23 protein-coding genes and 1 pseudogene are annotated in these 24,765 nt (G+C 38.0%); 17 read left to right on the top strand and 7 right to left on the bottom strand.

Annotated elements, in window-relative coordinates:
* Positions 1-136 precede the first annotated feature (136 nt).
* The 4 genes from E7L28_RS03490 to E7L28_RS03505 all read left to right on the top strand — a co-directional run bounded on the left by E7L28_RS03490 (position 137) and on the right by E7L28_RS03505 (position 3,027).
* Positions 137-706, top strand: coding sequence for a hypothetical protein (locus E7L28_RS03490; protein WP_316711440.1), 570 nt, complete (start codon positions 137-139; stop codon positions 704-706).
* Positions 707-754: 48 nt separating this feature from the next.
* Entirely contained in the window at positions 755-1,426 is a 672-nt protein-coding gene (locus E7L28_RS03495; RefSeq protein ID WP_316711441.1) for a hypothetical protein, read from the top strand.
* 215 nt (positions 1,427-1,641) lie between these two features.
* Positions 1,642-2,325, top strand: a complete 684-nt coding sequence (locus E7L28_RS03500; RefSeq protein ID WP_012863828.1) for a hypothetical protein — start codon at positions 1,642-1,644, stop codon at positions 2,323-2,325.
* A gap of 72 nt (positions 2,326-2,397) precedes the next feature.
* Positions 2,398-3,027, top strand: coding sequence for a hypothetical protein (locus tag E7L28_RS03505; RefSeq protein WP_316711442.1), 630 nt, complete (start codon positions 2,398-2,400; stop codon positions 3,025-3,027).
* Between the two features lie 52 nt (positions 3,028-3,079).
* Here E7L28_RS03505 and fliB read toward each other — a convergent pair whose 3' ends face one another.
* A complete protein-coding gene (fliB, locus tag E7L28_RS03510; RefSeq protein ID WP_316711443.1) occupies positions 3,080-3,988 on the bottom strand; it encodes a flagellin lysine-N-methylase in 909 nt (302 codons plus the stop codon).
* A gap of 161 nt (positions 3,989-4,149) precedes the next feature.
* On the opposite strand from fliB, the gene E7L28_RS03515 reads away from it, so the two are divergent.
* The 3 genes from E7L28_RS03515 to E7L28_RS03525 all read left to right on the top strand — a co-directional run bounded on the left by E7L28_RS03515 (position 4,150) and on the right by E7L28_RS03525 (position 6,287).
* Positions 4,150-4,713, top strand: coding sequence for a PepSY domain-containing protein (locus E7L28_RS03515; protein WP_316711444.1), 564 nt, complete (start codon positions 4,150-4,152; stop codon positions 4,711-4,713).
* Between the two features lie 516 nt (positions 4,714-5,229).
* Positions 5,230-5,850, top strand: a complete 621-nt coding sequence (locus E7L28_RS03520) for a hypothetical protein (protein WP_004693968.1) — start codon at positions 5,230-5,232, stop codon at positions 5,848-5,850.
* Between the two features lie 158 nt (positions 5,851-6,008).
* Entirely contained in the window at positions 6,009-6,287 is a 279-nt protein-coding gene (locus E7L28_RS03525) for a PepSY domain-containing protein (RefSeq protein WP_004693966.1), read from the top strand.
* A gap of 393 nt (positions 6,288-6,680) precedes the next feature.
* On the opposite strand, the gene alr is transcribed toward E7L28_RS03525, so the two are convergent.
* Positions 6,681-7,793 (bottom strand): alanine racemase, encoded by a 1,113-nt coding sequence (gene alr / locus E7L28_RS03530; protein WP_316711445.1) that lies wholly within the window; start codon positions 7,791-7,793, stop codon positions 6,681-6,683.
* Between the two features lie 359 nt (positions 7,794-8,152).
* Here alr and E7L28_RS03535 point away from each other — a divergent pair, with 359 nt between their 5' ends.
* Complete coding sequence (locus E7L28_RS03535) at positions 8,153-9,103, top strand: 2-hydroxyacid dehydrogenase (protein ID WP_316711446.1); 951 nt, start codon at positions 8,153-8,155, stop codon at positions 9,101-9,103.
* 114 nt (positions 9,104-9,217) lie between these two features.
* On the opposite strand, the gene E7L28_RS03540 is transcribed toward E7L28_RS03535, so the two are convergent.
* Positions 9,218-9,781: a TetR/AcrR family transcriptional regulator gene (locus E7L28_RS03540; RefSeq protein WP_042986611.1), complete on the bottom strand. Its 564-nt coding sequence runs from the start codon at positions 9,779-9,781 to the stop codon at positions 9,218-9,220.
* A gap of 200 nt (positions 9,782-9,981) precedes the next feature.
* Here E7L28_RS03540 and E7L28_RS03545 point away from each other — a divergent pair, with 200 nt between their 5' ends.
* Complete coding sequence (locus E7L28_RS03545; protein ID WP_316711447.1) at positions 9,982-11,877, top strand: heavy metal translocating P-type ATPase; 1,896 nt, start codon at positions 9,982-9,984, stop codon at positions 11,875-11,877.
* A 119-nt stretch (positions 11,878-11,996) separates the two neighbouring features.
* Here the strand turns inward: E7L28_RS03545 and pflA are convergent, their stop codons facing one another.
* From pflA to pflB, 3 genes are all read right to left on the bottom strand, one after another.
* Positions 11,997-12,773 (bottom strand): pyruvate formate-lyase-activating protein, encoded by a 777-nt coding sequence (gene pflA / locus E7L28_RS03550; RefSeq protein ID WP_004693958.1) that lies wholly within the window; start codon positions 12,771-12,773, stop codon positions 11,997-11,999.
* 12 nt (positions 12,774-12,785) lie between these two features.
* Positions 12,786-13,022 carry an autonomous glycyl radical cofactor GrcA3 gene (gene grcA3, locus E7L28_RS03555; RefSeq protein ID WP_004693956.1) on the bottom strand — a complete coding sequence of 79 codons (237 nt, stop codon included), beginning with the start codon at positions 13,020-13,022 and terminating at the stop codon, positions 12,786-12,788.
* Positions 13,023-13,097: 75 nt separating this feature from the next.
* Positions 13,098-15,215 (bottom strand): formate C-acetyltransferase, encoded by a 2,118-nt coding sequence (gene pflB, locus E7L28_RS03560; RefSeq protein WP_303928092.1) that lies wholly within the window; start codon positions 15,213-15,215, stop codon positions 13,098-13,100.
* A 499-nt stretch (positions 15,216-15,714) separates the two neighbouring features.
* Between pflB and E7L28_RS03565 the strand changes: the two genes are divergently transcribed.
* Positions 15,715-16,587 (top strand): helix-turn-helix domain-containing protein, encoded by an 873-nt coding sequence (locus E7L28_RS03565; RefSeq protein ID WP_155086335.1) that lies wholly within the window; start codon positions 15,715-15,717, stop codon positions 16,585-16,587.
* A 319-nt stretch (positions 16,588-16,906) separates the two neighbouring features.
* Positions 16,907-17,773 (top strand): DMT family transporter, encoded by an 867-nt coding sequence (locus E7L28_RS03570; RefSeq protein ID WP_316692348.1) that lies wholly within the window; start codon positions 16,907-16,909, stop codon positions 17,771-17,773.
* 191 nt (positions 17,774-17,964) lie between these two features.
* On the opposite strand, the pseudogene E7L28_RS03575 reads toward E7L28_RS03570, so the two are convergent.
* Positions 17,965-18,186, bottom strand: a pseudogene (locus E7L28_RS03575) (hypothetical protein); the annotation flags it as partial.
* A gap of 208 nt (positions 18,187-18,394) precedes the next feature.
* On the opposite strand from E7L28_RS03575, the gene E7L28_RS03580 reads away from it, so the two are divergent.
* From E7L28_RS03580 to metA, 6 genes are all read left to right on the top strand, one after another.
* A complete protein-coding gene (locus E7L28_RS03580; RefSeq protein ID WP_156697119.1) occupies positions 18,395-19,861 on the top strand; it encodes a DASS family sodium-coupled anion symporter in 1,467 nt (488 codons plus the stop codon).
* Positions 19,862-20,198: 337 nt separating this feature from the next.
* Complete coding sequence (locus E7L28_RS03585; RefSeq protein WP_316692237.1) at positions 20,199-20,603, top strand: PACE efflux transporter; 405 nt, start codon at positions 20,199-20,201, stop codon at positions 20,601-20,603.
* Positions 20,604-20,661: 58 nt separating this feature from the next.
* Entirely contained in the window at positions 20,662-21,165 is a 504-nt protein-coding gene (locus E7L28_RS03590; RefSeq protein ID WP_077708049.1) for an ECF transporter S component, read from the top strand.
* Between the two features lie 152 nt (positions 21,166-21,317).
* A complete protein-coding gene (locus tag E7L28_RS03595) occupies positions 21,318-22,451 on the top strand; it encodes a trans-sulfuration enzyme family protein (protein WP_316692236.1) in 1,134 nt (377 codons plus the stop codon).
* Positions 22,452-22,461: 10 nt separating this feature from the next.
* Positions 22,462-23,646 carry a MalY/PatB family protein gene (locus E7L28_RS03600; protein WP_316692235.1) on the top strand — a complete coding sequence of 395 codons (1,185 nt, stop codon included), beginning with the start codon at positions 22,462-22,464 and terminating at the stop codon, positions 23,644-23,646.
* A 61-nt stretch (positions 23,647-23,707) separates the two neighbouring features.
* The gene (gene metA, locus E7L28_RS03605; protein ID WP_004697897.1) at positions 23,708-24,667 is read left to right on the top strand and encodes a homoserine O-acetyltransferase MetA; all 960 of its coding nucleotides are present in this window, start codon (positions 23,708-23,710) and stop codon (positions 24,665-24,667) included.
* Positions 24,668-24,765: the final 98 nt, after the last annotated feature.

Below are 24,765 nucleotides of genomic sequence, written 5' to 3' on the forward strand. Positions count from 1 at the left end.
AATAGATGAAATAAAAAGGAAATCTAATATGGTTATCATTAATAAATCAGGGGTTGCTGATGAAAGGTCTTGAGCATAATTATTATTTTGAAGGGAATCAATTAATTAAAAGTGAAGAGTTATAAGGTATAGTATTATGAATAGTTTGTTTGGTTTATATATAGAAAAATGGATGCATTTAGTGACTATAAAAAATATGTTACTACTTACTGTGGGGTCCCTAATTATAACTGACTTAGGTTTATACGTATTAATGTTGATTTTTCCAAAGAGTCCTTTTTTTAAAACTTTTATTTGGGAGGTCATAGGTCCTGTAGAGCTAGAGGCGCTTCCTATTATTGGATATATACTTGGAATTGTAGCCTTTGTTCTTGTAACTTCTGGTATTTTATATGGTATTTTTAAAGTTTTTAAGGGGCAGGTTACCTATAAGCAACTAGTGGCAGACTTACTTTTGAATAGCTGTATTGCTAGTTGGATTCATTTAATTTTTGTACTTATTTCGGCACCTGTTTATCTTTTCTTAGATTTACGTATTCGTGGTGGTTCGGGTGGATTAAGCACCATGGAGCTAATTAATGTTTTTATTATGGCACAACTCATGTCTAAGCAATTTGGTCTAAATCTTTGGATAACGGGTATTTCTTTTTACATAGTATCCTTCATCTTTGGTGTGGGAGGTATAATGTTGTCCATGACGGTTTAAATATAGTTTGTGTTACGATTAGAAAAATATAGGTGTTTTGGAGGTTTTATGGAAACAAAATGGTATTCAGATATTTGGCAGCTTATGGTAGCTCCCTTTAAACGTGGTATTCCACAGATCGTAGAACATGGATCTTGTCGAAAAGGGTTCTATGCTACAGCAGCTTTGGCATTAATGTCATTCGTATTTTCAAATATTCTACCTGCTCTTGTGGGTATGATATTTGTAGATAAACTTAATGTTGCACTTACTGGTGCGGCTGCTCTTTCTGGGGTCGGCCTATTAGGCCTAGCGGTTGGCTTGCTATTTGCTTTTATTGGTATTGCTATTTATTCTGCTATTTTTTCTTGGGTCGCCAATAAATTTGATGCCAATACTACATATGAGTCTGTGTTAAAGATCATGTGGTATGAACAAGCTTATAATCAGATTATGGGCCTAGTATATTTCATGGGCTTTCTATTACTATCATTGCCATTTTTGTTGCTACTAGGATCTAATCCTGATTCTACAGTAGGTAGTATCGTATGGATAATTATTATTATATTCGCAACGATAGCTTTTGCAGTCTATACATTCTGGGTATGTTTAACATTGTTAAGTCGCCAAATTAATAAATCCCGTTTAGCAACTTTTGGTATTTCTATTATTACGAGTTTAATTCCCATAATCGTTTTAGGTATCTTGATTGGCATGATAGCACTTGCTACTTCCAGATAATTACATAACATGAAAAATATGAAAGGGGCTGTAACAAAACAGCCCCTTTTTTATATTTTAAAGGAATCGCAATTAGAATATGGTAAAACCACATTCTTTTATAGGCTCTTTTGTGCTATAATGATGAACGGAAAATGAAAAGGAACTATTTTTTATAGTTCCTTTTGGTGTGTTGTATGTTATGTATGTATATTGTGTAAAAGGTGGTGATACTTATGATGGTAGGTTTAATGCAGTTTATCTATCGTTTATTAAACCCTATTGAAGAGAATAATCCTCGTATGTATCACTTTGATATTGCCTATGGGCAACTCATAGGAATGTTGCTATTAACACTTATATGCTATCAATTTACTATTGTAGGTGAAGGCGTATATTTAGATGCTATACGTGCGTTTATACGTAATTCTTCGTTATTGGTAAGGTGGGAATCACTATCTCTTCCAGTAGGTCAACATGAAATACAACTTTTTTTGGAACAGATGGGTAGTCCTAGAGAATTTTGGAATATAGGTCGCTTTGCATGGGTAATCGGAAAAGTCATTCTCATGGCATGTATCATTATAGTCTATGCGGTTGCTCAACAGCGTAAATTCTATGTTCGAACTGTTACAACCGGTATTTTGCATATTATGTCATTTGCTCAACTTGTTGTGGCACTGATTACTTTTACAGCAGGGATTATGCTGATTCTAACTTCGGTACCATTAATACTGCAAGCGATTATTGGCTTCTGTATGATTGTGCTATGTATTTTAAGTACCGTATTATTGTTACAAACTATGGGACGTATTGCGGGAGCATGTATTAATGGGACCCCTTATGAAGGTCTGATTCTAATGTTGATTGCTCTTTTGGTAGCACACGTGTTTGAATGGGTTTATATGTTGACTCGATAAAATACATATGATATATCTAGGACGAGACATGGCTCGTCCTTTTTTACTAGTTTTAAACTAAAAGGAGCATTTATGACATGGTATAAGGATATATTACATTTATTTACCAAACTTAGCGAACAATCATTTCAAAATATTATCAATTACGGATCTCATACGAGAGCCATTCTGAATCTAGTTGTATCTACTATTGTATTATATATAATGACCTATAGCTTACCGTTTATGGTAAAAGTTATATCTCCATTGCTTGGGATTAAACGGATTACTGGGTTAACTCACTTTGATTTAGTTAGTACTCTAGCAAGTTCTACATTCTTGATTTTTCAAATTATCATCGGTTCATTTGTCATATGGCGCTTACTTATTTTATTAGGGGGGCGTGGTACGTATAGCGGCGTGCTGCGCAATTATATATATGGCATAGCTTATACAAATGCACTTCGCACTGTTGTCTTAGTATTAGTTCATATACTAGGGATTATTTTTTTCTCTTTGTCTCTTCAAAAATATGTAGGGGATATGGCCTATCTTATTACGATGTTCAGCCAGTATTATGCTGTGTTCATTATAGCTCAATTAATGAGACGTTATGTTGAATTAGGTATCGTTAAAACCTATATAGTTATGTTTATTGTAGCGTTATTATCTGTCTCTGTATTACCTCAATGGATCCGCTTTGTTCACACTCTAATCAAATGATGTATTGTGATAAGACCTAAAAACCGCAAGATACATATCTTGCGGTTTTTTTTCACTCTATAAGTTGGGCTTCATAGTATTGTAATAATAGTGCCACATTATCTTCGTCGTATTCGATTTGTTGTGACCATCTTGCAATTTGCTTTAAGGGCTGCCCCTCTAAGGCGCTAGCCATAAGTATATAGTCAGTACCATCCTTTGCATAAGCTAAGATAGATTCCAAGGAATAGTCTGATAGCATATCAATTTGGCGATACAATATATATTGGTACACTTTGTTAAATAGGCTCATATCCTCTTGCTGTATATAGGTCTGTACGGATGCGGCGAGTTGGTCTAGTTTACTAGATAATGTATTAACCTGTGCAGTCCAATTTTCATCGATGGGTTCCGTTTTTTTATATAGGTCTAATAATTCTTTGAAAGACTGCTTTGTGGGATTTGGCGCATATTGGAATAGATTAGGATCTAAATCAAAGGCCAATAATTCAAATACATTCTGAAGTGTTAATCGCTCCTCAGAAGTAAATTCGTTATCGTCATCCTCAATTGTAAAGAGGAGGGAGTCTATCGTTTTATTTTGGGCTAATAACTCAACAGAGGCTTCACAAGATAAACCGACGCCACATAGCTCTAGGTCTTCAATGTATTTATAAAATCGCGGATGCATATGGCAGGTGTCGCAAAGTCCTTCTTCCCCCAATTCGAGTACAACCTTACATAGTCCATTTTCATTGAGTAAGGGGCACATAGGTTGTGTTTTGGAAAATACGAAATGACTACCTTCGTTATCAACCGTGATGGCTTGACGTAAGCTTTCACCAAGAGAACCAGTCATAGCATGGTAACGTTCAGCAGTAGGCTCATCTATATCGATAGTCCACAGTTGGCAACATGTATTTTCACATCGATCTGCCTTGCATTGGAATGCGTGATATATAGTGGGATAAATTGAAATCATAGTTAGCTCACTTGTAGGTACAAAAATTATTCTATGTGCATTGTATCATAGGGAGTAGGCACATGCACTAATTATATAAATAAAGATTCATAAACCGCGTTGATTTAGTGTATAATTGTATATATATTGTTATGCTAACTGTTTAAGATATGGAGGAACTAATGAGATCATTATTTGTAAAAGGTAGCCTTGTATTGGCTTTGGCTGCGGTATTTGGCATGCCAAACGCAAGTGCAGCACCTTTAGTAGCTGTAGAGCCAACTGTGGCAGTTGTTGATGGCAACCATGCGGCAATTGTAGGAGCTAATGGTTTATTAAATGCCTTTATCCAAAATCATCCAAATGCTGGAATTACGGAAATCGCCTTTGATGCGGATGGAGGTCAAATTAAGTATGATGTAGAAGGTTTTGATGAAACTGGCAAATATGAGTTAACGTATATCTATGCTACTAATCAAATCTTTGAAAAACGCGAAGGGGACTTCCATAAATCGTTAAAGAAAAAATCTTTTGATCCACGAGAAATTTTACCTCCTGCAGCAGTGGTGAACTTTGCTTATGCCCAAACAAAAGGCAAAGCTGTGAGTCTCAACGAATGGGCTGTGCGCTATGATAAAGGTAAAATCGTATACAAAGTTAGCTTTGGTACAGAAGATAATAAAGAGGTACATGTACGTATGGATGCAATGAACGGTAAATTGCTATCTGTTAAATTTGATGACTAATATATGATTGACTAGTTATTATATCTTAATAGTGCCTAGTTATTTTATTCTGAATATAATAATTAAATACATTAATACTGTTTTTCTTAAAAAAATAACTAGTATTGAAGTATTTTTTGTGAAAGTTTGCTCATGAATGTGAATTTTTAGATATCAATATGTGTATTTTGAAAGCCGTTTATCCCTTATATATGGGGGAAACGGCTTTTGACATGTTATTCATGGAATTTTTAAGTATAAAGTAAATCCCATAGGATTTTATAGGAATTATATATAAATTCATTCTAAACTCACTATAAAATAAGCATTTAATGGTTCTTCTACATTTTGACTTCATAGACTATCGATAGTATGTGTACCAGTCGAAAGACAAACTCAACTATATCTGAAATTTCCAAACTATATATCTACAAGTCCATGCTAGATATATGTTTTGGAACTTACATGATGACATTGAGTTGACTGGAAATATACATGCGTAAAGTTGCATGTATATGAATTAATAAGGAGGACAATATGAAAAAATCTATTTTAAAAAGTAGTATTGCTTTAGCAGTGGCTGGTGTATTTGGTGCCACTGTAGCTGTAACAGCAGCTGAACCAGTAACTCCAATGCCTGTTACGCAAGAAACAGCGAGTACAGCGACTCCAGCACAACCAGTTACTGATCCAGTAGTTCCTACTGTAGCGGTGGCTCCAGATGTGGCTACTACTGCAGTTGCACCTAAAACTCCGGTAGCTCCTGTAGCAGAAGCTAATCAAGTAGGTACAGCAGTTCGTAATACTACACCAGTTCCAACAGCTACACAAGATGTTAAAACACCAGTAGCTCAAGAAACTGTAGTGCCTAGTACAGAAAATCCTGCAGCAGCGGTCCCTTCTATTGAAACTGCATCTGTAGCTAAAGCTCCTAGTGAACCAAGAGTAGTACGCAGTGGTGATAAAAAATCTGATTCTGTAGCGAAGCATGGTAAAGAAGTTAAAAATACTAAAAAAGCTGCAGTAGATAAAGCGCCTAAAGTAAAAGTTGTGAAAGACGAAAAAAAAGCTGATAAAGAAGAGCCTACTAAAGAGGAAAAAAAAACTCTAAAAGTAGAAAATCACAACCTAGCACAACCAACCAGCAAGAAGGCGTAGTAGACCAAAATAGTATTTTCGTAGTTGGTGCTAATTATTTAATTGACCAATTCGAAAGCAAATTTGGAAACTCCAAAATTACAAATGTATCTTTCAAAACTCAAGGTAAAACTGCCATCTATGAAGTAGCTGGTTTTAATACTAGTGGTGCTCATTCTATGACTCTAGATGTGGCTACTGGTAATGTAACGGATGGTACTCCTAAAGCATATGACGCATCTATGGAAGCTAGTGCTATTGATGCTGGAACAGTAATACCTCCACATGTGGCAATTAATGCAGCTTTTGTACAGTCTGGCAAGGTAGCGACTGGTATTAATGCGTGGTCTCTTGCTAATCAAAATGGAAAATCACTATATACCATAGAGTTCCATGATGCACAAAATAAACCGATATCCGTTGTATTGGATGCTAAAACAGGGACGGTAGCAAAATAAGTTGATCTCCTATTCTATAGCGCTGTAAAGTAAACCCTTTCAAAAACGAACACTAAGCACTCAAAACTATACACACATAACATAAGTACACTTACACACACATACACAACACATAAAACACACACAATAAACAACACACACATTAAACAATTACACACAGCCCTCTGGATTGGATAGATAAACATTGACTCTCTCCTATGCCGTCTATCGTTCAGAGGGCCCCTTATGAATTGTGGTTCCCTCCGAATCATAAGATTATATACTTGGTATATATACTCTCTCTCACAATAAGAACGTAACTGCTTTACAGCACGCTGGGTATAGGAGAGCAAGAAAGCCCGTATCACATGTAGACTTCTACATGTGATACGGGCTTTCTTTATTTTACATAGGTTAAATATATTGTCGTGGTACGCGCTCTGAGAATCCACAAAAGATTTCATAAGGTATTGTAGAAGCAAGGGCTGCAATTTCTAGAGCAGAAATGCTTTCATGACCTTGAGACCCTAGAAGTACCACTTTATCGCCTGGCTTTACCGTGATTGTATCTGGAACAGAAACCATGAATTGATCCATACAAATACGACCTACTACGGGACAACGAGTGCCATGAATCAGTACGGTGCCCCGATTGGATAAACTACGAGGATAACCATCCGCATAGCCTACCGGGATAGTAGCAATCGTCATTGGCTCAGCTGTGATATAGGTAGACCCATATCCGATGCCTTCGCCAGCAGGGATATGTTGCACATGAACAACTTCACTATGGAAGGATAAAACTGGCTTTAAGCCCAATCGATTTGGTACATCAAGGGATGGCATGATACCGTATTGAATAATACCAGGACGAGCATCTGTGAATAGACTATCTTTGACAGATAAAAGACCTGCACTGTTGGCGAGGGAGAAACGGTAATCTGCTTCTGGACGGAATGCTCGTATTTCATCTACCATGCGATGAAATTTTTGCGTTTGGCTATGGGCGTGTGATTGATCCGCCGCATCAGCATTGCTCATGTGGGAGAAGAATCCATCTATTTCCAAATTTTCGTAGGACTCAATGCGTTTGATAAACTCAATGGCATCCTCAGGCTTGATACCAATGCGATGCATACCTGTATCAACGGCAACAGCAACGCGAATAACCATGTCGTGATTATCGGCTACTTTATCGAGTGCTTCCAAGTCTGTAGATTCACAAACAGCAGGAATGGAATTCGTATCTGCCACAAGCTCAAAAGATTGTGGCCTTGTGAGACCTAATAGATAAATAGGCACCATAATACCTGCGTTGCGAAGAGGTACAGACTCTTCCGGAATAGCAACGGCTAAGGATTCGTAACCTTCCTCCACAGCAATACGGCCCATCATAACGCTTCCGTGGCCGTAGCCATTGGCCTTGATAACAGCTGTAGATGTGCTCCACTCAGGCAAACTATCTTTAATTTTACGCAAATTCTCGCGAACGAGACTTGTATTTATGGTCAAATAGGTGGGTCTCATGGTATTCCTCAATTCTATATAACATTACTTTTATTTTATAACTTTTGGGGAATTACACAATACTTTTGTGAAAGTTTTATACAGAAAAATTAGTTATATTTTTAATTTTATAGCTCTTCTGTATATATTATATACAATAATTGTGAAAGAATACTAATTAATATGGTTAGATGTGTTATTTAGGCTATATATTATAGTATTATTTATACAAATGATGTTTTTAATTCTATAGATATTTGTACCAATTCTATAGATAATAGTATAATTTATATGGATAAATTCTTTATATATTTGATATATATCTATAAAACTAATTGAGTAAACTTTTTCTTATTTTTTTAGTTGTTTAGGAGGTTCTCATGAGTGAACGTGTAGTAGTGGTAAACGCAAGTAAAATGAATTATGACCATGCATTAGATTTCTCCATATTATCTAATGATGTACAGGTTTATGATAACAGTACAAATACTGAGCTTATCGAACGCATTCAGGGTGCTCGCGTAGTAGTAACAAAAGAGATTTCTGTTACTGCTGAGTTACTTTCACAATTTCCAGATACAGTAAAGCTCATTGTAGAAGCCGGCACAGGCTATAATAATATCGACCTCAATGCAGCAAAGGCAAAGGGTATCATTGTGTGCAACATTCCAGCATACAGTACAGAACGTGTAGCACATACGGTAATCATGATGATTCTTAATTTTGCGTCCACTATGCAACAACAAATTGGTATGCTTGCTAAAGGTGATCGCAGTAACTTTACAAAATATTTGCAAGTGAGCCATACAGAAGTGAATGGTAAAACATTAGGTGTTGTTGGTGCTGGTCACATTGGTATGGAAGTCATCAAAGTAGCAAAAGCACTTGGCATGAATATCTTGGTTCATACACGTACACCAAAAGCTGATGAGGATGGTATTCGTTATGTAAGTCTTGATGAATTACTTGAAAATAGTGATTATATTACATTGCATTGCCCATTGAATGATCAAACTAAACATCTTATTAATAAAGAAACAATTGGTAAGATGAAACCTAATGCAGTCATCGTTAATACTGGTCGTGGTCCTCTCATTAATGAAGCAGACCTTTGTGAAGCATTAGCAGCTAAACGTATCGCTGGGGCAGGTCTTGATGTACAAGAGGTAGAACCTCCAGCAGAGGATAGCCCTTTATATACGTTAGATAATGTCATCATTACTCCGCACATGGGTTGGAAAGGCCTTGAAACACGTCAACGCTTGGTAGGCATTATTCGAGATAATATACAAGCATTCTTAAAAGGTGAACCAATTAATGTGGTGTCATAATAGTTACGATAAAGATTTATAATAGTATAATTTATACTATTACATCTTGGTTTAATATAAAGGTCTATATTATAGGGTTGTTTGAACATCTACAATATAGTGTAGTTTATAATATTACATAATAGGTTCTATAACGGCATGGAAGTAATTGTCTAATTTTGTAGGCGATTCTTTCATGCCGTTTTTTACCCACCATAACACCATTTCCACAAAACTACCTGAAATATGATTGATAATAAAGTCATCCGGTAGATTTGTATTTGCTTTACGGTCTTGATTGATGAAATATCTTTGTACCAACTCATTTAAATGATCTCTAAAATAGCGCAGAAAGATTTCGTTATTATCACTAGCTAGTAGTTCGAGGATTTTATTTTCATTTTGCTGTAAATGTTGTAATAAATGACCAAATACTGAGACTGGGTAAATATTTTGTTGATAAAGTCCATGAGCATGAGGTAAATGATTAATACTATCTTTTATATGTAAAAATAAGTCTTCGCAGAGGGCTTCTAGTAATGCCTCTTTTGTGTCGAAATGAGCATAAAATGTGGTGCGGCCAATATCTGCGGCACTAATGATTTCCTGAACGGTGATTTTGTCATATGCCTTATTTGATAATAATTCGTTAAAAGCTATAAATATGGCTTTACGAGTCCTTTTCTGTCTACGATCCATATTAACTCCTGTCATACTTTTAGTACAAAACATCATATATGTTCCGTAATGAACATATATGATGTTTTATATATTGTATTAAAACCATAGGTTGATACAATTAAAGTGAACAAAGTGTTCGCTATCGTAATTATTGTACTGTAAGTATAGTCATAATTCAATTCATATTGATAGTGAAAGTCTGATAAGGGGATTGCTGTATGGTACATCGAATACATGATATATTATCTGGTTTATATATGACGATTTTAGCAGGGCTATTTTTACTGCTTGATGGGATTCCGCATTTAATAGAGGAGTTTGGTGGACAGAGTTCGTTTCAAAATATATTCCCTTTTGAGCCTTCTTGGGTTACCGTTATTATTTGTGGTTTTCCTCTTGTGTATTTATCTATTCGAAGGATCGTATATAATAAGGGAATTAGTAAAATCTCATCTGCTCTATTGATTTCCATGGCTATGTTTGCAGCCATTGCCATCGGAGATATATTTGCGGCTGGTGAGGTAGCGTTTATTATGGCTTTAGGCGCTCTCCTTGAAGAATCAACTACCGAGCGAGCAAAAAAGGGGTTAAAAAAGTTAATTTCGTTAGTACCTGTTAAGGGTCGTAAAATACAAGATAACAAAGAAATGATGGTTCCTGTAGAGTCCATACAAAGTGGTGATTACTTGCGAATCCTTCCGGGCGAAACAATCCCTGTAGATGGACGCATTATTAATGGTGAAACAACGGTAGATCAATCCATTATGACAGGAGAGTCTATACCTGTTGATAAAACAATTGATGATGATGTATTTGGCGGAACGATTAACTGTTTTGGTGCCATAGATATTATAGCTACTAAAGTGGGCGAAGATAGTTCTATTCAAAAAATGATTCAACTTATTAAAAATGCGGAACAGAAACAGGCTCCGATTCAGCGTATAGCTGATACTGTTGCTAGTCGATTGGTTCCTATTGCATTGATGATTGCATGTATAGGCTATCTAGTAACTGGAAATATCATCGTCGGTGTTACTGTGTTGGTAGTATTTTGTCCTTGTGCATTGGTGCTTGCTACACCTACTGCGGTTATGGCCGCTATTGGTCAAGCTACTAAACATGGCGTTATTATTAAATCTGGTGAAATTCTTGAAACTATGGGAAAAGTAGATACCATGGCATTTGATAAAACCGGCACATTAACACGTGGGCAGTTAGCGGTTCAATCTATTTTAGCCGTTGATACAGATTATAGTGAGATTGATATTCTTCAATTAGCTGCATCTGCAGAGGCTAAGAGCGAACATCCTATTGGTAAAGCTATCGTTTCTCATGCGATAGAGCAAGATTTAGAAATACTTGATACTACTTCATTTACGATGTCTGTAGGTAAAGGGATTATAGCCGTAATAAAAGGTCGAGAATTATATTGTGGAAATGAACGATTCCTTGAAGAGCATAATATTATTGTATGTGAGTCTATTCAACAAACCGTTAATGTATATCGAAGTGAAGGAAAGGTATCTGTCATTATTGCAGATAAAGAGCATATTATAGGTATCATTACATTATCTGATACAATGCGAAATGATGCGATAAATATGATATCTGATATCTCAAGCTTAGATATGACAACAGTATTACTTACTGGTGATAGTAAAGCCGCAGCTACATATATTGGAAAGAAATCTGGTGTTTACGAAATACATGCGGAGCTTTTACCAGGAGAAAAAGTAAGTATTATCGAATCTTTGCAAGGGAAACACCACAAGGTTTGTATGGTTGGCGACGGAATTAACGATGCTCCGGCTATGAAGACTGCTGATGTGAGTATTGCAATGGGGACTATTGGTAGTGATATTGCCATAGAAACAGCTGATATTGCATTGATGAGTGAAGATCTTAGCAAAATTCCTTATATTAAGCGACTATCAGATGCTACGATTAGAACTATTAAATTTAGTATTGCTTTATCAATGGCCATTAATTGTATCGCTATTATTCTCTCATTGCTTGAGGTTTTGACGCCTACTACAGGTGCATTAGTGCATAATGTGGGATCTTGTTTAGTGGTCCTCATCGCTGCCCGTTTGTATGATAGAAAGTTTATTTAAATGCAATAAGAGCCGTCCCCGGTTGTATGGGGGCGGCTCTATTGATTAGGGCTATCATAGATCAAGTTTTGGTATATATATTTATATATATCAAGGGAGGTAGTTATCCTCAAACTTGATTATGATTGATGTTGTGTTTTGATGGGACTCCACCAATGGCGTCTATAGGCCTTGATGCCTTCCACCACGGTTCTTGTCGCCTTAGCTGCAATATCTTTCGTTGCAGCTGGGATGCCCTCTAGGCGATAAGGAATACCTAACTCCTTATATTTAGCAATACCCATAACGTGATAAGGTAAGCAATCAACGGCTTGTAAATTTTTCAGAGATCCTAGAAAAAAGCCTAGACGATAGTGACGATCGGCATTATCTGTAATCGTAGGGACTACTACGTGACGAACCCAAATCGGAACTTCCACGTCTGCCGTCAATCGAGCAAACCCGAGAATGGGCTCTAACGGTTTACCTGTTAACCATAAATGCTTGGCTGGATCGATTTCCTTAATGTCTAGGATGACGAGACTAGTCACACTGAGTAATTTACGGTATGCCACCTCTTGGTGGGGGTCAAAACAAATTCCACTTGTATCTAAACAGGTATGGACGTTTCTTTCACGGAAATATGTGAAAAGCTCAATAACAAAGTCGATTTGCATAAGAGCTTCCCCACCTGTGACGGTGATACCACCATTAGTATAAAATTGGCGGTTACGTTCGTACTGGTCCCATAATTCCTTTACGGTCATGAATTTAGCATTATCGCTAGTTTCATCCCATGTGTCAGGATTATGGCAATAAGCACAGCGCATGGGGCATCCTTGAAGAAATACCACCATGCGCATGCCTGGACCATCAACCGTACCCATCGTTTCAACCGAATGAATACGTCCAGTCATAGGAAACCTCGATTAGATACGTTGATGGAATGTACGGGAAATAACTTCGTCCTGTTGTTGTTTTGTCAATTTGTTGAAGTGCACCGCATAACCGGATACACGAATCGTCAATTGAGGGTACAACTCAGGATGTTTTTGAGCGTCTAACAATGTTTCACGAGTGAACACGTTAACGTTCAAATGATGGCCGCCCTTTTGGGAATAACCATCCAATAACTCTACCAAGTTATCAACTTGTTGGTTGCTCATGGGTATAACCTCCTTTCAACCAAGACTAACACACGTATCGGTGCCGGTGAAAGCAATCCGATACTGTGGAAGATTTTATTTATCTTCCTCTATAGTAACATTTGGTTCACTGCATGCGAAGTTTGTATTGCTGTTAGGCAATTGAGATGGATCTAACTCAATATCAAAATCGCTAACGGAAACAAATGTTTCACCAGATTTACCTAATGCGTCCGGAATGATAGAGAAGGTATTAGAAATACCATCGGAGCAATCACGCCATGGCATTTTAGCTACGGATGCCAATGAAGATACGGCACCGTGAGAATCACGACCGTGCATTGGGTTCGCGCCAGGAGCGAAAGCTTCGCCAGCTTTACGGCCGTCTGGAGTAGAACCTGTAGCAGTACCATATACTACGTTGGAAGTAATTGTTAACAAGCTCATAGTAGGAACGGATTGACGATATGTAGGATGTTTACGAATTTTGTTCATAAATGTGGAAACAACTTTTGCTGCCAAGCCATCTACACGGTCATCATCGTTACCATATTTAGGGAAGTCGCCTTCGATTTCGAAATCGACAGCGATGCCATTTTCATCACGAATAGGTTTTACTTTAGCATATTTAATAGCGGATAAGGAGTCTGCTACTACGGATAAACCAGCGATACCAGTTGCAAACCAACGAGTTACCTTGCGGTCATGCAAGGCCATTTCTAGTTTTTCATAAGCATATTTATCGTGCATGTAGTGAATGATGTTTAATGCATTTACATATACGCCTGCCAACCATTCCATCATGTCGTCGAATTTTTCCCATACTTCGTCGAATTCTAAGTATTCGGAAGTGATAGGACGGTATTTAGGACCAATTTGTTTCTTCAACTTTTCGTCAACACCGCCATTGATTGCGTAAAGCAAGCATTTAGCTAAGTTGGAACGAGCACCGAAGAATTGCATTTCTTTACCAATACGCATTGGGGATACGCAACATGCGATTGCGTAGTCATCACCAGAGTTAGGGCGCATCAATTCATCATTCTCGTATTGAATGGAAGATGTTTCAATGGATAATTTTGCGCAGAAACGGCGGAAGCCGATCGGCATGCGAGGGGACCATAATACAGTGAGGTTTGGTTCTGGAGCAGGACCAAGATTAGTCAATGTATGTAGGTAACGGAAGGACATCTTGGAAACCAATGTACGGCCGTCAGTACCCATACCACCGATGGATTCAGTCGTCCAAACAGGGTCACCTGTGAACAAATTGTTGTATTCGTGGATACGTGCGAAGCGAACCATACGCAATTTCATGATGAAATGATCTACGAATTCCTGGATTTGCTCTTCTGTGTATGTGCCGTTGCGAAGGTCTCGTTCCGCATAGATATCGAGGAATGTGGAGTTACGGCCGATGGACATAGCAGCACCGTTTTGCTCTTTAATGGCACCAAGATAGCCGAAGTAAATCCATTGCATAGCTTCACGAACATCCTTAGCTGGTTTGGAAATATCATAGCCATAGGACGCTGCCATCTCTTTCAATTCTTTCAAAGAACGGATTTGATCTTGTATTTCTTCACGGTCGCGAATGACATCCTCTAGCATGTCACCCATTGTGATGCTAAATTGTTCTTTTTTATCTTCAATGAGATAATCAACACCGTAAAGAGCGATACGGCGATAGTCACCGATAATACGACCGCGGCTGTACGCATCTGGCAAACCAGTTACAATATGAGCTGTACGTGCAGCACGCATTTCTGGAGTATATACATCAAATACGCCATCATTGTGAGTTTTGCGATGTTTCTTGAAGAAGTCCTCTGTTTGCGGATCCATTTTGAATCCGTATTCTTCGATAGCGGATTTTGCCGTACGCAAACCACCATATGGGAACATAGCGCGTTTCAAAGGTTTGTCAGTTTGCAAACCAACGATTGTTTCAAGGTCTTTGTCGATATATCCTGGCGCATGGGCAGTAATGTGTGTGGCCACAGAAGTATCAGCATCGAGCATGCCGCCTTTTTCACGTTCTTCTTCATAAAGCTTCATTACTTGTTCCCACAATTTTGTTGTTCGTTCTGTAGGACCAGCAAGGAAGGAATCGTCCCCTTCATAGGGAATATAGTTTCTTTGAATAAAGTCGCGTACATCAACGGCTTTATCCCACACACCTGTGTTAAAATCTTTCCATGCAGTATGTTGCATTTTGCACCTCCATAAAAGGATATAACTATAGATTTCTATGCCTATAGTGTACAATGTTTGTAACAATTCCACAATGAATAGATGATATAGATTTTCAATACATACTATGCGATTTTGTGAAGTATCTCATAAACTTCCATAAGCTAAATTGTTTGAATACACCAGTATATATAGGTTTGTATGAGTTTTTGCTTTTTGTGATTTTATTTAATGTATATATAATAATATGAAATTGCATATCAATATTGTTAAGAAGTCTTGGATACTGATTTTTATTAATAATATTGGATAGCTTATATTTGTGTATAGTTCAAGCGGTCGTTTACATCTTGTACAGAATTAGCCTGTAAGTCTTTATAAATGCACGTATATTGTGATGCTACGGAACGTTGCTGGACAAGAAAACAAGCGTTTCTTTTCTTCATTGATACTATGTACTATACTCTGAGCAGCTCTTGTTGAAGAGTAACTGATATTGCCTAAAATAGGAGGTCACATTATGGATTTTAATGAAAAATTACGGGAGTATAGAAAACAATTCGGATTATCTCAGGGAAAATTGGCGGAAACGCTCAATGTGTCAAGACAGGCCATAACAAAATGGGAATCGGGCAATGGGATGCCGGATATTTCGAATTTAAAGGCTCTTTCAGGTGTATTCCATGTCTCTGTGGATGAATTACTTTCAGAAGAAGCGGTTAAACCTCGATATCCTTATGAAAGTATTGTAGAATACGATATCGATGAGATAAAACATTTCGACATTAAACTGGGTTCTGTTAATCGCGTAAAAATGAGAGCTGGAGAGGGTGAGAAGATAAAGGTTCAACTGGTCAGTGATACTATTGAAAATTTGACGGAACTGGTGAAAGTAAAAATCGATGATATCAAAAGGCGTATCGATGTGGATGTAAATCGTTCCAAATCCTTATGTGAAGAGCTTGTAAAAGAACATCTGTCGATTTTTATAAATTTGCCTGAAAAATATATGGGAGATACGGAGTTAGCGACCCATTGTGAGAAACTGGAGCTATTTGATATTATTAGTGAAAAGTTTGAGCTAGATGGAGAGGCTAAAGAAATTTATATTGCCGGCGGTAACAGTCATATAGAGTTGGATAACAACTCTCCAATGGAGATATATATAGCGGATTATACGGGGCGAATTGATGTGAATCAGATATCGGCGAAATCTCGGCTGCATGTCCCTCACGAGTATGCTTTCAAAGCGGTGAAAAAAGGTATTCGCACTAAATTGCTCTTTGAAGATCGTGGACATCTTGTAGACGATTTTTCTGTGTCTGAATCAGAAAATCAAATTGAAATTAATGGAATCAATAGTGAACTTACAATAGTCAAGTTAAGTGAATAGTTGTATTAATTATATGGACATATTTGCTACATAGTTTTCATAAAGCGTTATTATTTGTTCCAACGACTTTGTTACACATTTTGTAGGTCCCATAAGGAAGAAATCATCCCCTTCATAGGAATAAAAAGTATGATTTAATTTATTGTAGTGTTAGGGGTATATTATGGTACTATTGAGATAGTGTTATTAAGCTATAAAACATGTAGATAACATGATCTTGGTAGAATGAATCAAAATAGAAATAATTTGGATAGAATATACGTTAATCAAAGTGGATTATAAGATCGTATAGGCGAATACTATTGAAAGGCGGATGTTAATGACAAATCGAAAGAAAGCACTTTTAGGTGCATCTGCTACAATTGCTGTATGGGCTACTGCATTTCCTTTCAGTAAAATAGCATTACAATCCGTAGATTCATTAACACTTTCTGTGGCAAGGGTTATGGGTGGGGCCTTACTTATGCTGGTAATCGGTGTTGTAAAAGGCTTACACATACCGACAACATGGCGTGAGTGGGGACTATATATTCTGTTAGGCGCCACAGGGAATTTTGTTTACCAAGTTGTTTTTAATGAAGGTTTGCGCACAATTCCGGCGGCCACATCCAGTATTATTATGGCTTTGACTCCGATGACGACGGCACTGATGGCCATGATTGTTTATAAAGATAAAATACGCCCCATAGGCTGGTTATTTACAATAACAGCTTTTATAGGTGTAGCCATAATTATTCTTTGGAATTCAACCCTTACAATTCCTACAGGTGCATTATGGACTTTGCTGGGGATGATACTCTTTGCAGTTTATAATATCCTAAATCGTGGCCTTAGTTTAAAAGGATGTAAGCCTATCACTATCGCCATGTGGTCTATGTTTACAGGTGCCATTATGGCTTTGCCTTTTGCGGAACATGCCATTGAAATGATTGCTGTGGCACCGATTAGTGCAAAATTTGCCATGGCCTATTTAGCATTTCTTTCTAGTGCGTTAGGCTTTGTTTTCTGGAGCTATGCCTTGGAACATGCGGAAAAGGTTTCAGATGTAACCAACTTTATGTATATCTCGCCCATAGTGGCAGCTATTGTAGCCGCATTTTTATTGGGAGAAATTCCTAATATGGGGCTCTATATTGGGGCACCTATCATTTTGGGGTCATTATTCTTGTTTAATCGATTTAGGTGATTAGATTGGATATAAAAAAGACGTACACAGTATAGCAATTTTGGCTTTGTCTCGAATGAGACAGACTTGGCCTGTGAAAGCATATGTGTACGTCTTTTGTATTTGTCTTATACTGTCATTCCTGCAGCATAGTTTTCATATAGTTCTTTATAGTGACCACCGCGTTTGATGAGTTCGTGGTGTGTTCCTTGTTCTGTGATAGTGCCGGTAAAAATCCAAGTATCTTGCAGTACCATGCCTACCGTTTTGTGTAAGCTTTCACGAGATACGTCGCGAATATCTACGCCATCGTTGATGATTGTGGCCGTTAAGGTTGGTATATATAATGTGCCTGCCACGGTGAGTAACGAAAGAATTGATATGATGATGACTGGAAACCATAAAGATTTTATATAGCGTATAAAAGGTTTCATTTAAATCCTTTCAGTAATTTTAATTAAATTAATAATTTTCGATATTTATATTATATTGTATAAAATCAAAATTATCTAGTAAATACTATTACTAAAATTTTGGCATCAATCAATAAGTATTATGACGAATATTATATTCTCACTAAAAAATTTCTGCTATACTGTATTAGCAATTTTGCAGTTTTATTTTTAGTAAGGAGTGTTCTTAATGAAGTTGAATTGGAAATTATTCGCACCGCTTGTGGTAGCTATTCTTGTATGGCTCATCGGTGCGCCTGAAGGTCTTAGTCCAAATTCTTGGATTTATGTAAGTATTTTTGCAGGCCTTGTGGTGGGGTTGATTTTAGAACCAATGCCACCAGCTTTCATCGGTATCATTGCTGTTACCGTATCTATGTTATTTAAGGTTGGTCCAGCACCTATTATAGACAAAGCAACTGGTGTAGCAAAGGCTATTACGGATGCCCAAGCTATCAGCTGGGGACTTAGCGGTTTCTCTAATGCTATCGTGTGGTTGATATTCGCAGCATTTATGATCGGTATCGGTTATGAAAATTCTGGTCTTGGTCGACGTATCGCATTGTTCTTGGTAGCAAAGCTTGGAAAGTCCTCTTTAGGTCTTGGGTATGCTATTGCTATTACTGACCTTGTGTTGGCTCCATTTATTCCAAGTAATGCGGCTCGTTCTGGTGGTACGATTTATCCAATTGTATCCAGTATTTGTCCGATGTTCGATTCTTACCCCGATAAGAATCCTCGTAAAATTGGTTCCTATTTGAACTGGGTAGCATTGGCAACAACTTGTGTATCTAGCTCTATTTTCTTGACTGGTGCGGCGCCAAATCCATTGGCTCTTGAATTGTCTGCAAAGTCGGGTATCGTAGCGGCAAACTGGGGCACATGGTTCCTAGCATTCTTGCCAGTGGGTATTATACTATTTATCATCACACCATTATTGACCTATGTATTCTGTAAACCGGAGGTAAAAGGGTCCCCTGAAATTGCAGCATGGGCAAGGGATGAATATAAGAAATTAGGTTCCATGACACGCAGTGAAATTTTCATGGCCTTGATTTCTGTGTTAGCTCTTGTATTGTGGATTGGGGCTTCTACATTTAAAATAAACCCAACTACAACGGCTTTAATTGTTATTATCTTGATGATTTTTACTAAGATTATGACATGGCAAGACTTCCTTGCTAACAAACCAGCATGGAATGTTTTGACTTGGTTTGCTACACTCGTACCTATGGCTTCTGGCCTTAAAAATGTAGGTTTCTTAGACTGGCTTGCTAAATCTGCTGGTGGTTCTTTGGTTTCTTTAGATCCTACAATGGCAGTTCTTGGCTTGTTATTAGCATTCTGCTTACTTCGTTACTTCTTTGCTTCTGGCACTGCTTATGTAACAGCTATGGTAGGTTTGTTTGCTACTCTAATTCTTCAGATTCCTGGTATTGATCCAGCTCAAGTTATGTTAATTCTTTTAGTACCAATGGGTATTATGGGTATCCTTACACCATATGGTACTGGTCACAGTCCAATCTGGTTTGCTAGTGGCTATAACAAAGGTCCTGAATTCTGGAAATTAGGCGCTATCTTTGGGATTATCTACCTTGCGATATTTATCGTGGTGGGGATTCCATGGATTCAGTTCGTAATGCCACTTTTAGGATAAAGTGCTCCGCCGCATTGTATCTCCTTGCGCTCCATTCGCTGCAAGTCGCTTAGTAGATACAATGCGGCTTCTTTTTATCCTGAAATGGCAATACTCACTTTGGGAAAAGCAAGTCGAGCTTAAAGAACACTACGAGGGGCTTTCTTTATATCCGAAAATGGCATAACTCACTTCGAGGGGCAAGTCGCTTAGTAGATACAACGCGGCTTTTTTTATTTTAAAATGGCAATATTCGACAAATCTAAGAAAATAAATATAATATAATATAATATAATATAATATTGATATGATAGTAAATATCTTTTTTTGAGTTTTCTGATGGAGGTAGTTTATTATTATGTCTGCTACAGAGCGTGTTGTACAGTCGGTTTTATATGAGCTGGGCTGTGTTTTGATTGGCTGTTTGGTGATGCAGTTTGTTCCGCATGAGGGGCAGCCTTTGGTCTTGATGTTTATTTTTTCCTTGTTGGCGATGGTTTGGAATTTTGTGTTTAACTGGATATTTGATAAACTAGTACCAGGTGACCGGTTAGCGCGAGGGCCTGTAATCCGCACAATTCATGCAGTGTTGTTTGAAGGTTTGTTTATGCTTGCCACAGTGCCTATTATTATGTACATGATGCATATGAGTTTTTGGATGGCCTTTGCTACAGATATAACGATGACATTAGTCATATTAGGTTATACTTATATTTATAATTGGGTATATGATCGAGCACGTCTATATTTTGTAGAGGCTTAATTTTAAATGTGAGGTAGGTACCTCTTGTAAAATCTATATCGTATAGTAGGAGGTTCTTATGTCTACAAAATCTATTACGGGCACAGGTCTCTTGTTGGCCGTAGCCTTATTGGCGCAAAGCTTGCGCCTCATTTTCCCCTTTATTCCTAATCAGGTGAGCATGTTCCTCATCGGTTCCATTACGTCCGCAACCTTTGTACTTGCCACATGGCGCTATGGATGGAAGAATGGTCTTGTTATTGCTTGGATTGCACCAGTAGTGGCGCATTTACAAGGCATGTTGCCATTGCCGCCGTTCATTTTGATTACGGCCCTAGGAACGACAGCGTATGTATTCGTAGCCCACTGGTTACAACATAAACCAAAAGCATTGCTTATCATTGTGGCGGCTTTGGTAAAAGCCGGCGTACTCTTTGGAGGGTACTCCTTGTTCTTCTCCTTGTTCCAATTTCCACCAAAGATTGTAAATACCATGCTTTTTGTAGCTAGTTGGCCGCAATTGGTAACTTCGTCATTAGGGATTATTTTGGCATTACTTATTACTAAACGCACTAAAAATTAGGTCAACTTAACTTAGAGTTATGACAACCCATTCAAAATAGATATGTCTTTTTAGAGGCACTCAGGATGTATGAGTGCCCATTTTTGTTGACCTTAATCATTGTCTACTCTTATAATTAACATATTGTATACAAATATGAGGAGTTGATTGGAATGAAGTTTAATACAAAATGCGTTCATGGCAGTGGTAAACCGGATGATACCGGTGCGATTTCCCCTGCAATCTATATGTCTAGTACGTTCTCTCATCCAAAGTTGGGTGATACAACAGGTTACCAATATTCACGTGAGTCTAATCCGACGCGTGACCGCTTAGAACAATTGATGGCAGGCCTTGAAGAGGGGATAGATGCGTTGGCATTCTCTTCTGGTATGGCTGCGGTGGATGCAGTATTCCATTTATTTTCTCCAGGAGACCACATCATCTTAGGTGATGACTTGTATGGTGGCTCTATCCGTATGTTCACAAATATTTACGAACAAAACGGCATTGAGTTTACTTATGTAGGTACCTCTGATCTTGATGCGGTGAAAGCGGCTTTTAAACCGAATACAAAGGCTGTATATATTGAAACTCCTACAAATCCTATGATGGAGATTACCGATATTCGTGCACTCTGTGCATTGGCGCATGCACGTAATGCGCTAGTAATCATCGACAATACTTTCCTAAGTCCATATTTCCAAAAGCCATTGACTTTGGGTGCTGATATTGTCGTTCATAGTGGTACCAAATTCATTGGTGGTCATCACGATGTAATTTCTGGTTTTACTATTGTAAAAGACGAAGAAATCGCCGCAAAATTGCGTTTAACGTACAAAACCGTAGGTGCATGTTTATCTGCTATGGATAGCTGGCTCGTTATTCGCGGCGTAAAAACATTGGCTCTACGCATGGAGCAACATCAAAAGAATGCCATTGCTCTTGCCGAATGGCTAAAAAAACAACCAAAAGTAACTAAAGTTTTGTTCCCAGGCCTTCCTGAACATCCAGGTTATGAAATCAATAGAGCCCAAACAACAGGCTTTGGCGGCATGTTATCCTTCGAAGTAGATAACGAAGAAACGGCTAAACAAGTATTAGAAGGTATTGAGCTTATTCAATTCGCTGAAAGCCTTGGTGGTACAGAATCCTTGTTGACGTATCCTGTGACGCAAACACATCCTGACTTGAAACCTGAAGATGCAGAACGCAAAGGTATTACACGTCGTTTGTTACGTTTATCTGTAGGTATTGAAGATACAGAAGACTTGATTGCGGACTTGGAACAGGCTTTTAACAAATAAAGGAGTTCCTATGGGACAATATAATTTTGATCAAATATTAGATAGAACTCATACAAAATCATTGAAATACGACTTTGCTGTAAAGCGCGGTAAACCTGCGGATGTGTTGCCATTCTGGGTAGCGGATATGGATTTTGAAATTCCCCCTGAGTTAAAACAAATCTTATTGGATCGTGTTAAGCATGGTGTTTTCGGCTATACAGAGTCTGACGATGAATACTTTGAAGTGTTGAAGAATTGGTTTGCTACGCGTTTTAACTGGACGCCAGAACAAAAATGGCTTGTTAAAACGCCTGGTATCGTATTTGCTTTAGCGATGGCGGTTCGTGCTTTTACCGAGGTTGGCGAAGGGGTGCTCATTAATCAACCTGTGTATTACCCATTTAGTATGGTTATTGACGATAACGATCGTCGTCTTATCAATGTGCCGCTCATCAAAGGCGACGAAAAATACACTATCGACTTTGAAGGCATCGAGCGTGCAATTATTGAGGAGAATATAACATTATTCCTCTTGTGTAATCCGCACAATCCAGTAGGGCGCGTGTGGACTGAGGACGAGTTGAAACGCCTCGGCGACATTTGTATTAAACACAATGTGCTCATCGTGAGCGACGAAATCCATGCTGACTTTGTTTGGGAAGGGCATACGCACAAGGTCTTTGCCGACCTTGGTGAAAGCTATGCAGAACACTGCGTTGTATGTACAGCGCCTAGCAAGACTTTTAACATTGCAGGCTTACAAGTAAGTAATATCTTTATTCCAAATGACTCCTTACGTCGTCGTTTTATAAAAGAAATTGACCGTGCTGGTTATAGCCAATTGAACACGATGGGGATTGTGGGCTGTGAAGGAGCCTACAAAGTCGGGGCTCCTTGGCTTGATGAATTGAAAGAATATATTCAAGACAATATTCAATTCACCATCGACTATGTAGCAAAATATATGCCAAAGATTCATGCATATCGTCCTGAAGGGACCTATCTCATGTGGCTGGACTGCTCTCAATTGCCGCTTAGCCCTAAAGAGCGAGATGAATGGATCATCAATGATGCTAAGCTATGGCTCGATACGGGTTCTATGTTTGGTGTCGATGGGGAAGACTTTGAACGTATTAATGTCGCTTGCCCTCGTAAGGTATTAGAAGAAGGGCTCGAAGCTTGGAGACGTGCTTACGAGGCTAAAGGCTTTTAATTAGCTTATTTAAATTGTTTAGATTAGGTTATCAAATTGTAGAATATGTAGAGGTGACACTATGCCTATTAAAGTAATAAAAAATTTACCGGCCATAACGAAATTAGCTCAAGAGAATATTTTCGTTATGGATACTGAACGGGCGGAAAATCAACAAATCCGACCCTTGCAAATTTTGCTTGTCAATTTGATGCCTACTAAAGAAGTGACGGAAACTCAGATTTTACGTGCTCTTAGTAATAGCCCATTGCAAGTTAATTTGACTCTTTTGCATACCGCATCTCGTAAGGCTAAAAATACAGATGAACAATATTTAGAAACCTTCTACCGCACCTTTGATGAAGTAAAAGACCAGTTCTTTGACGGCATGATTATTACCGGTGCTCCTGTAGAGTTAATGCCTTTTGAAGAGGTAGACTATTGGTCTGAACTCGTAGAAATCATGAACTGGGGCGAAGAGCATGTTTACTCTACGTTTTATATCTGTTGGGGTGCTCAAGCTGGCTTATATCATCACTTTGGCATTAATAAATCGATTATGGATGAGAAATTATTTGGTGTTTACGAACACGATATTTATAATGATCGACCAGTGCTCATGCGTGGATTTGATGAAAAGTTTTGGATGCCACACTCACGGCACACCACAGTTTCGTTGCAACAAATTAAGGAAAATCGTGACTTGGAACTCTTGGCTGGGTCTGAACCAACAGGAGCCGCTATCGTTCGTAGTTTAGATAATAAACATATCTTTGTATTTGGTCATGCCGAATACGATTGGGATACACTTAACCGTGAGTACGTGCGGGATATCAAAAAAGGTATGGATATTGCGGTTCCTGAAAACTACTTCCCAGATAATGATCCGAAACAACGTCCAATCGTGCGCTGGCGCTCTGTAAGTACACTTTTATTTACAAACTGGTTAAACTACTATGTATACCAAGAAACACCGTACATCATTGAACAAATCCAAAAAATGAAATTTGAACGGGATAAAAATTTAGGCGCTTACATCTAAACGTAAGTACTTATTTCTAATCTATTGTTAGTACTATGTACCCCTAATTACTTCTAACATCTCTCAAGGGAGCTAGTTCTTTGCAAGTAATTAGGGGA

This window comes from Veillonella parvula (assembly GCF_032575955.1).
Taxonomy (GTDB): Bacteria; Bacillota; Negativicutes; order Veillonellales; family Veillonellaceae; genus Veillonella; species Veillonella parvula_J.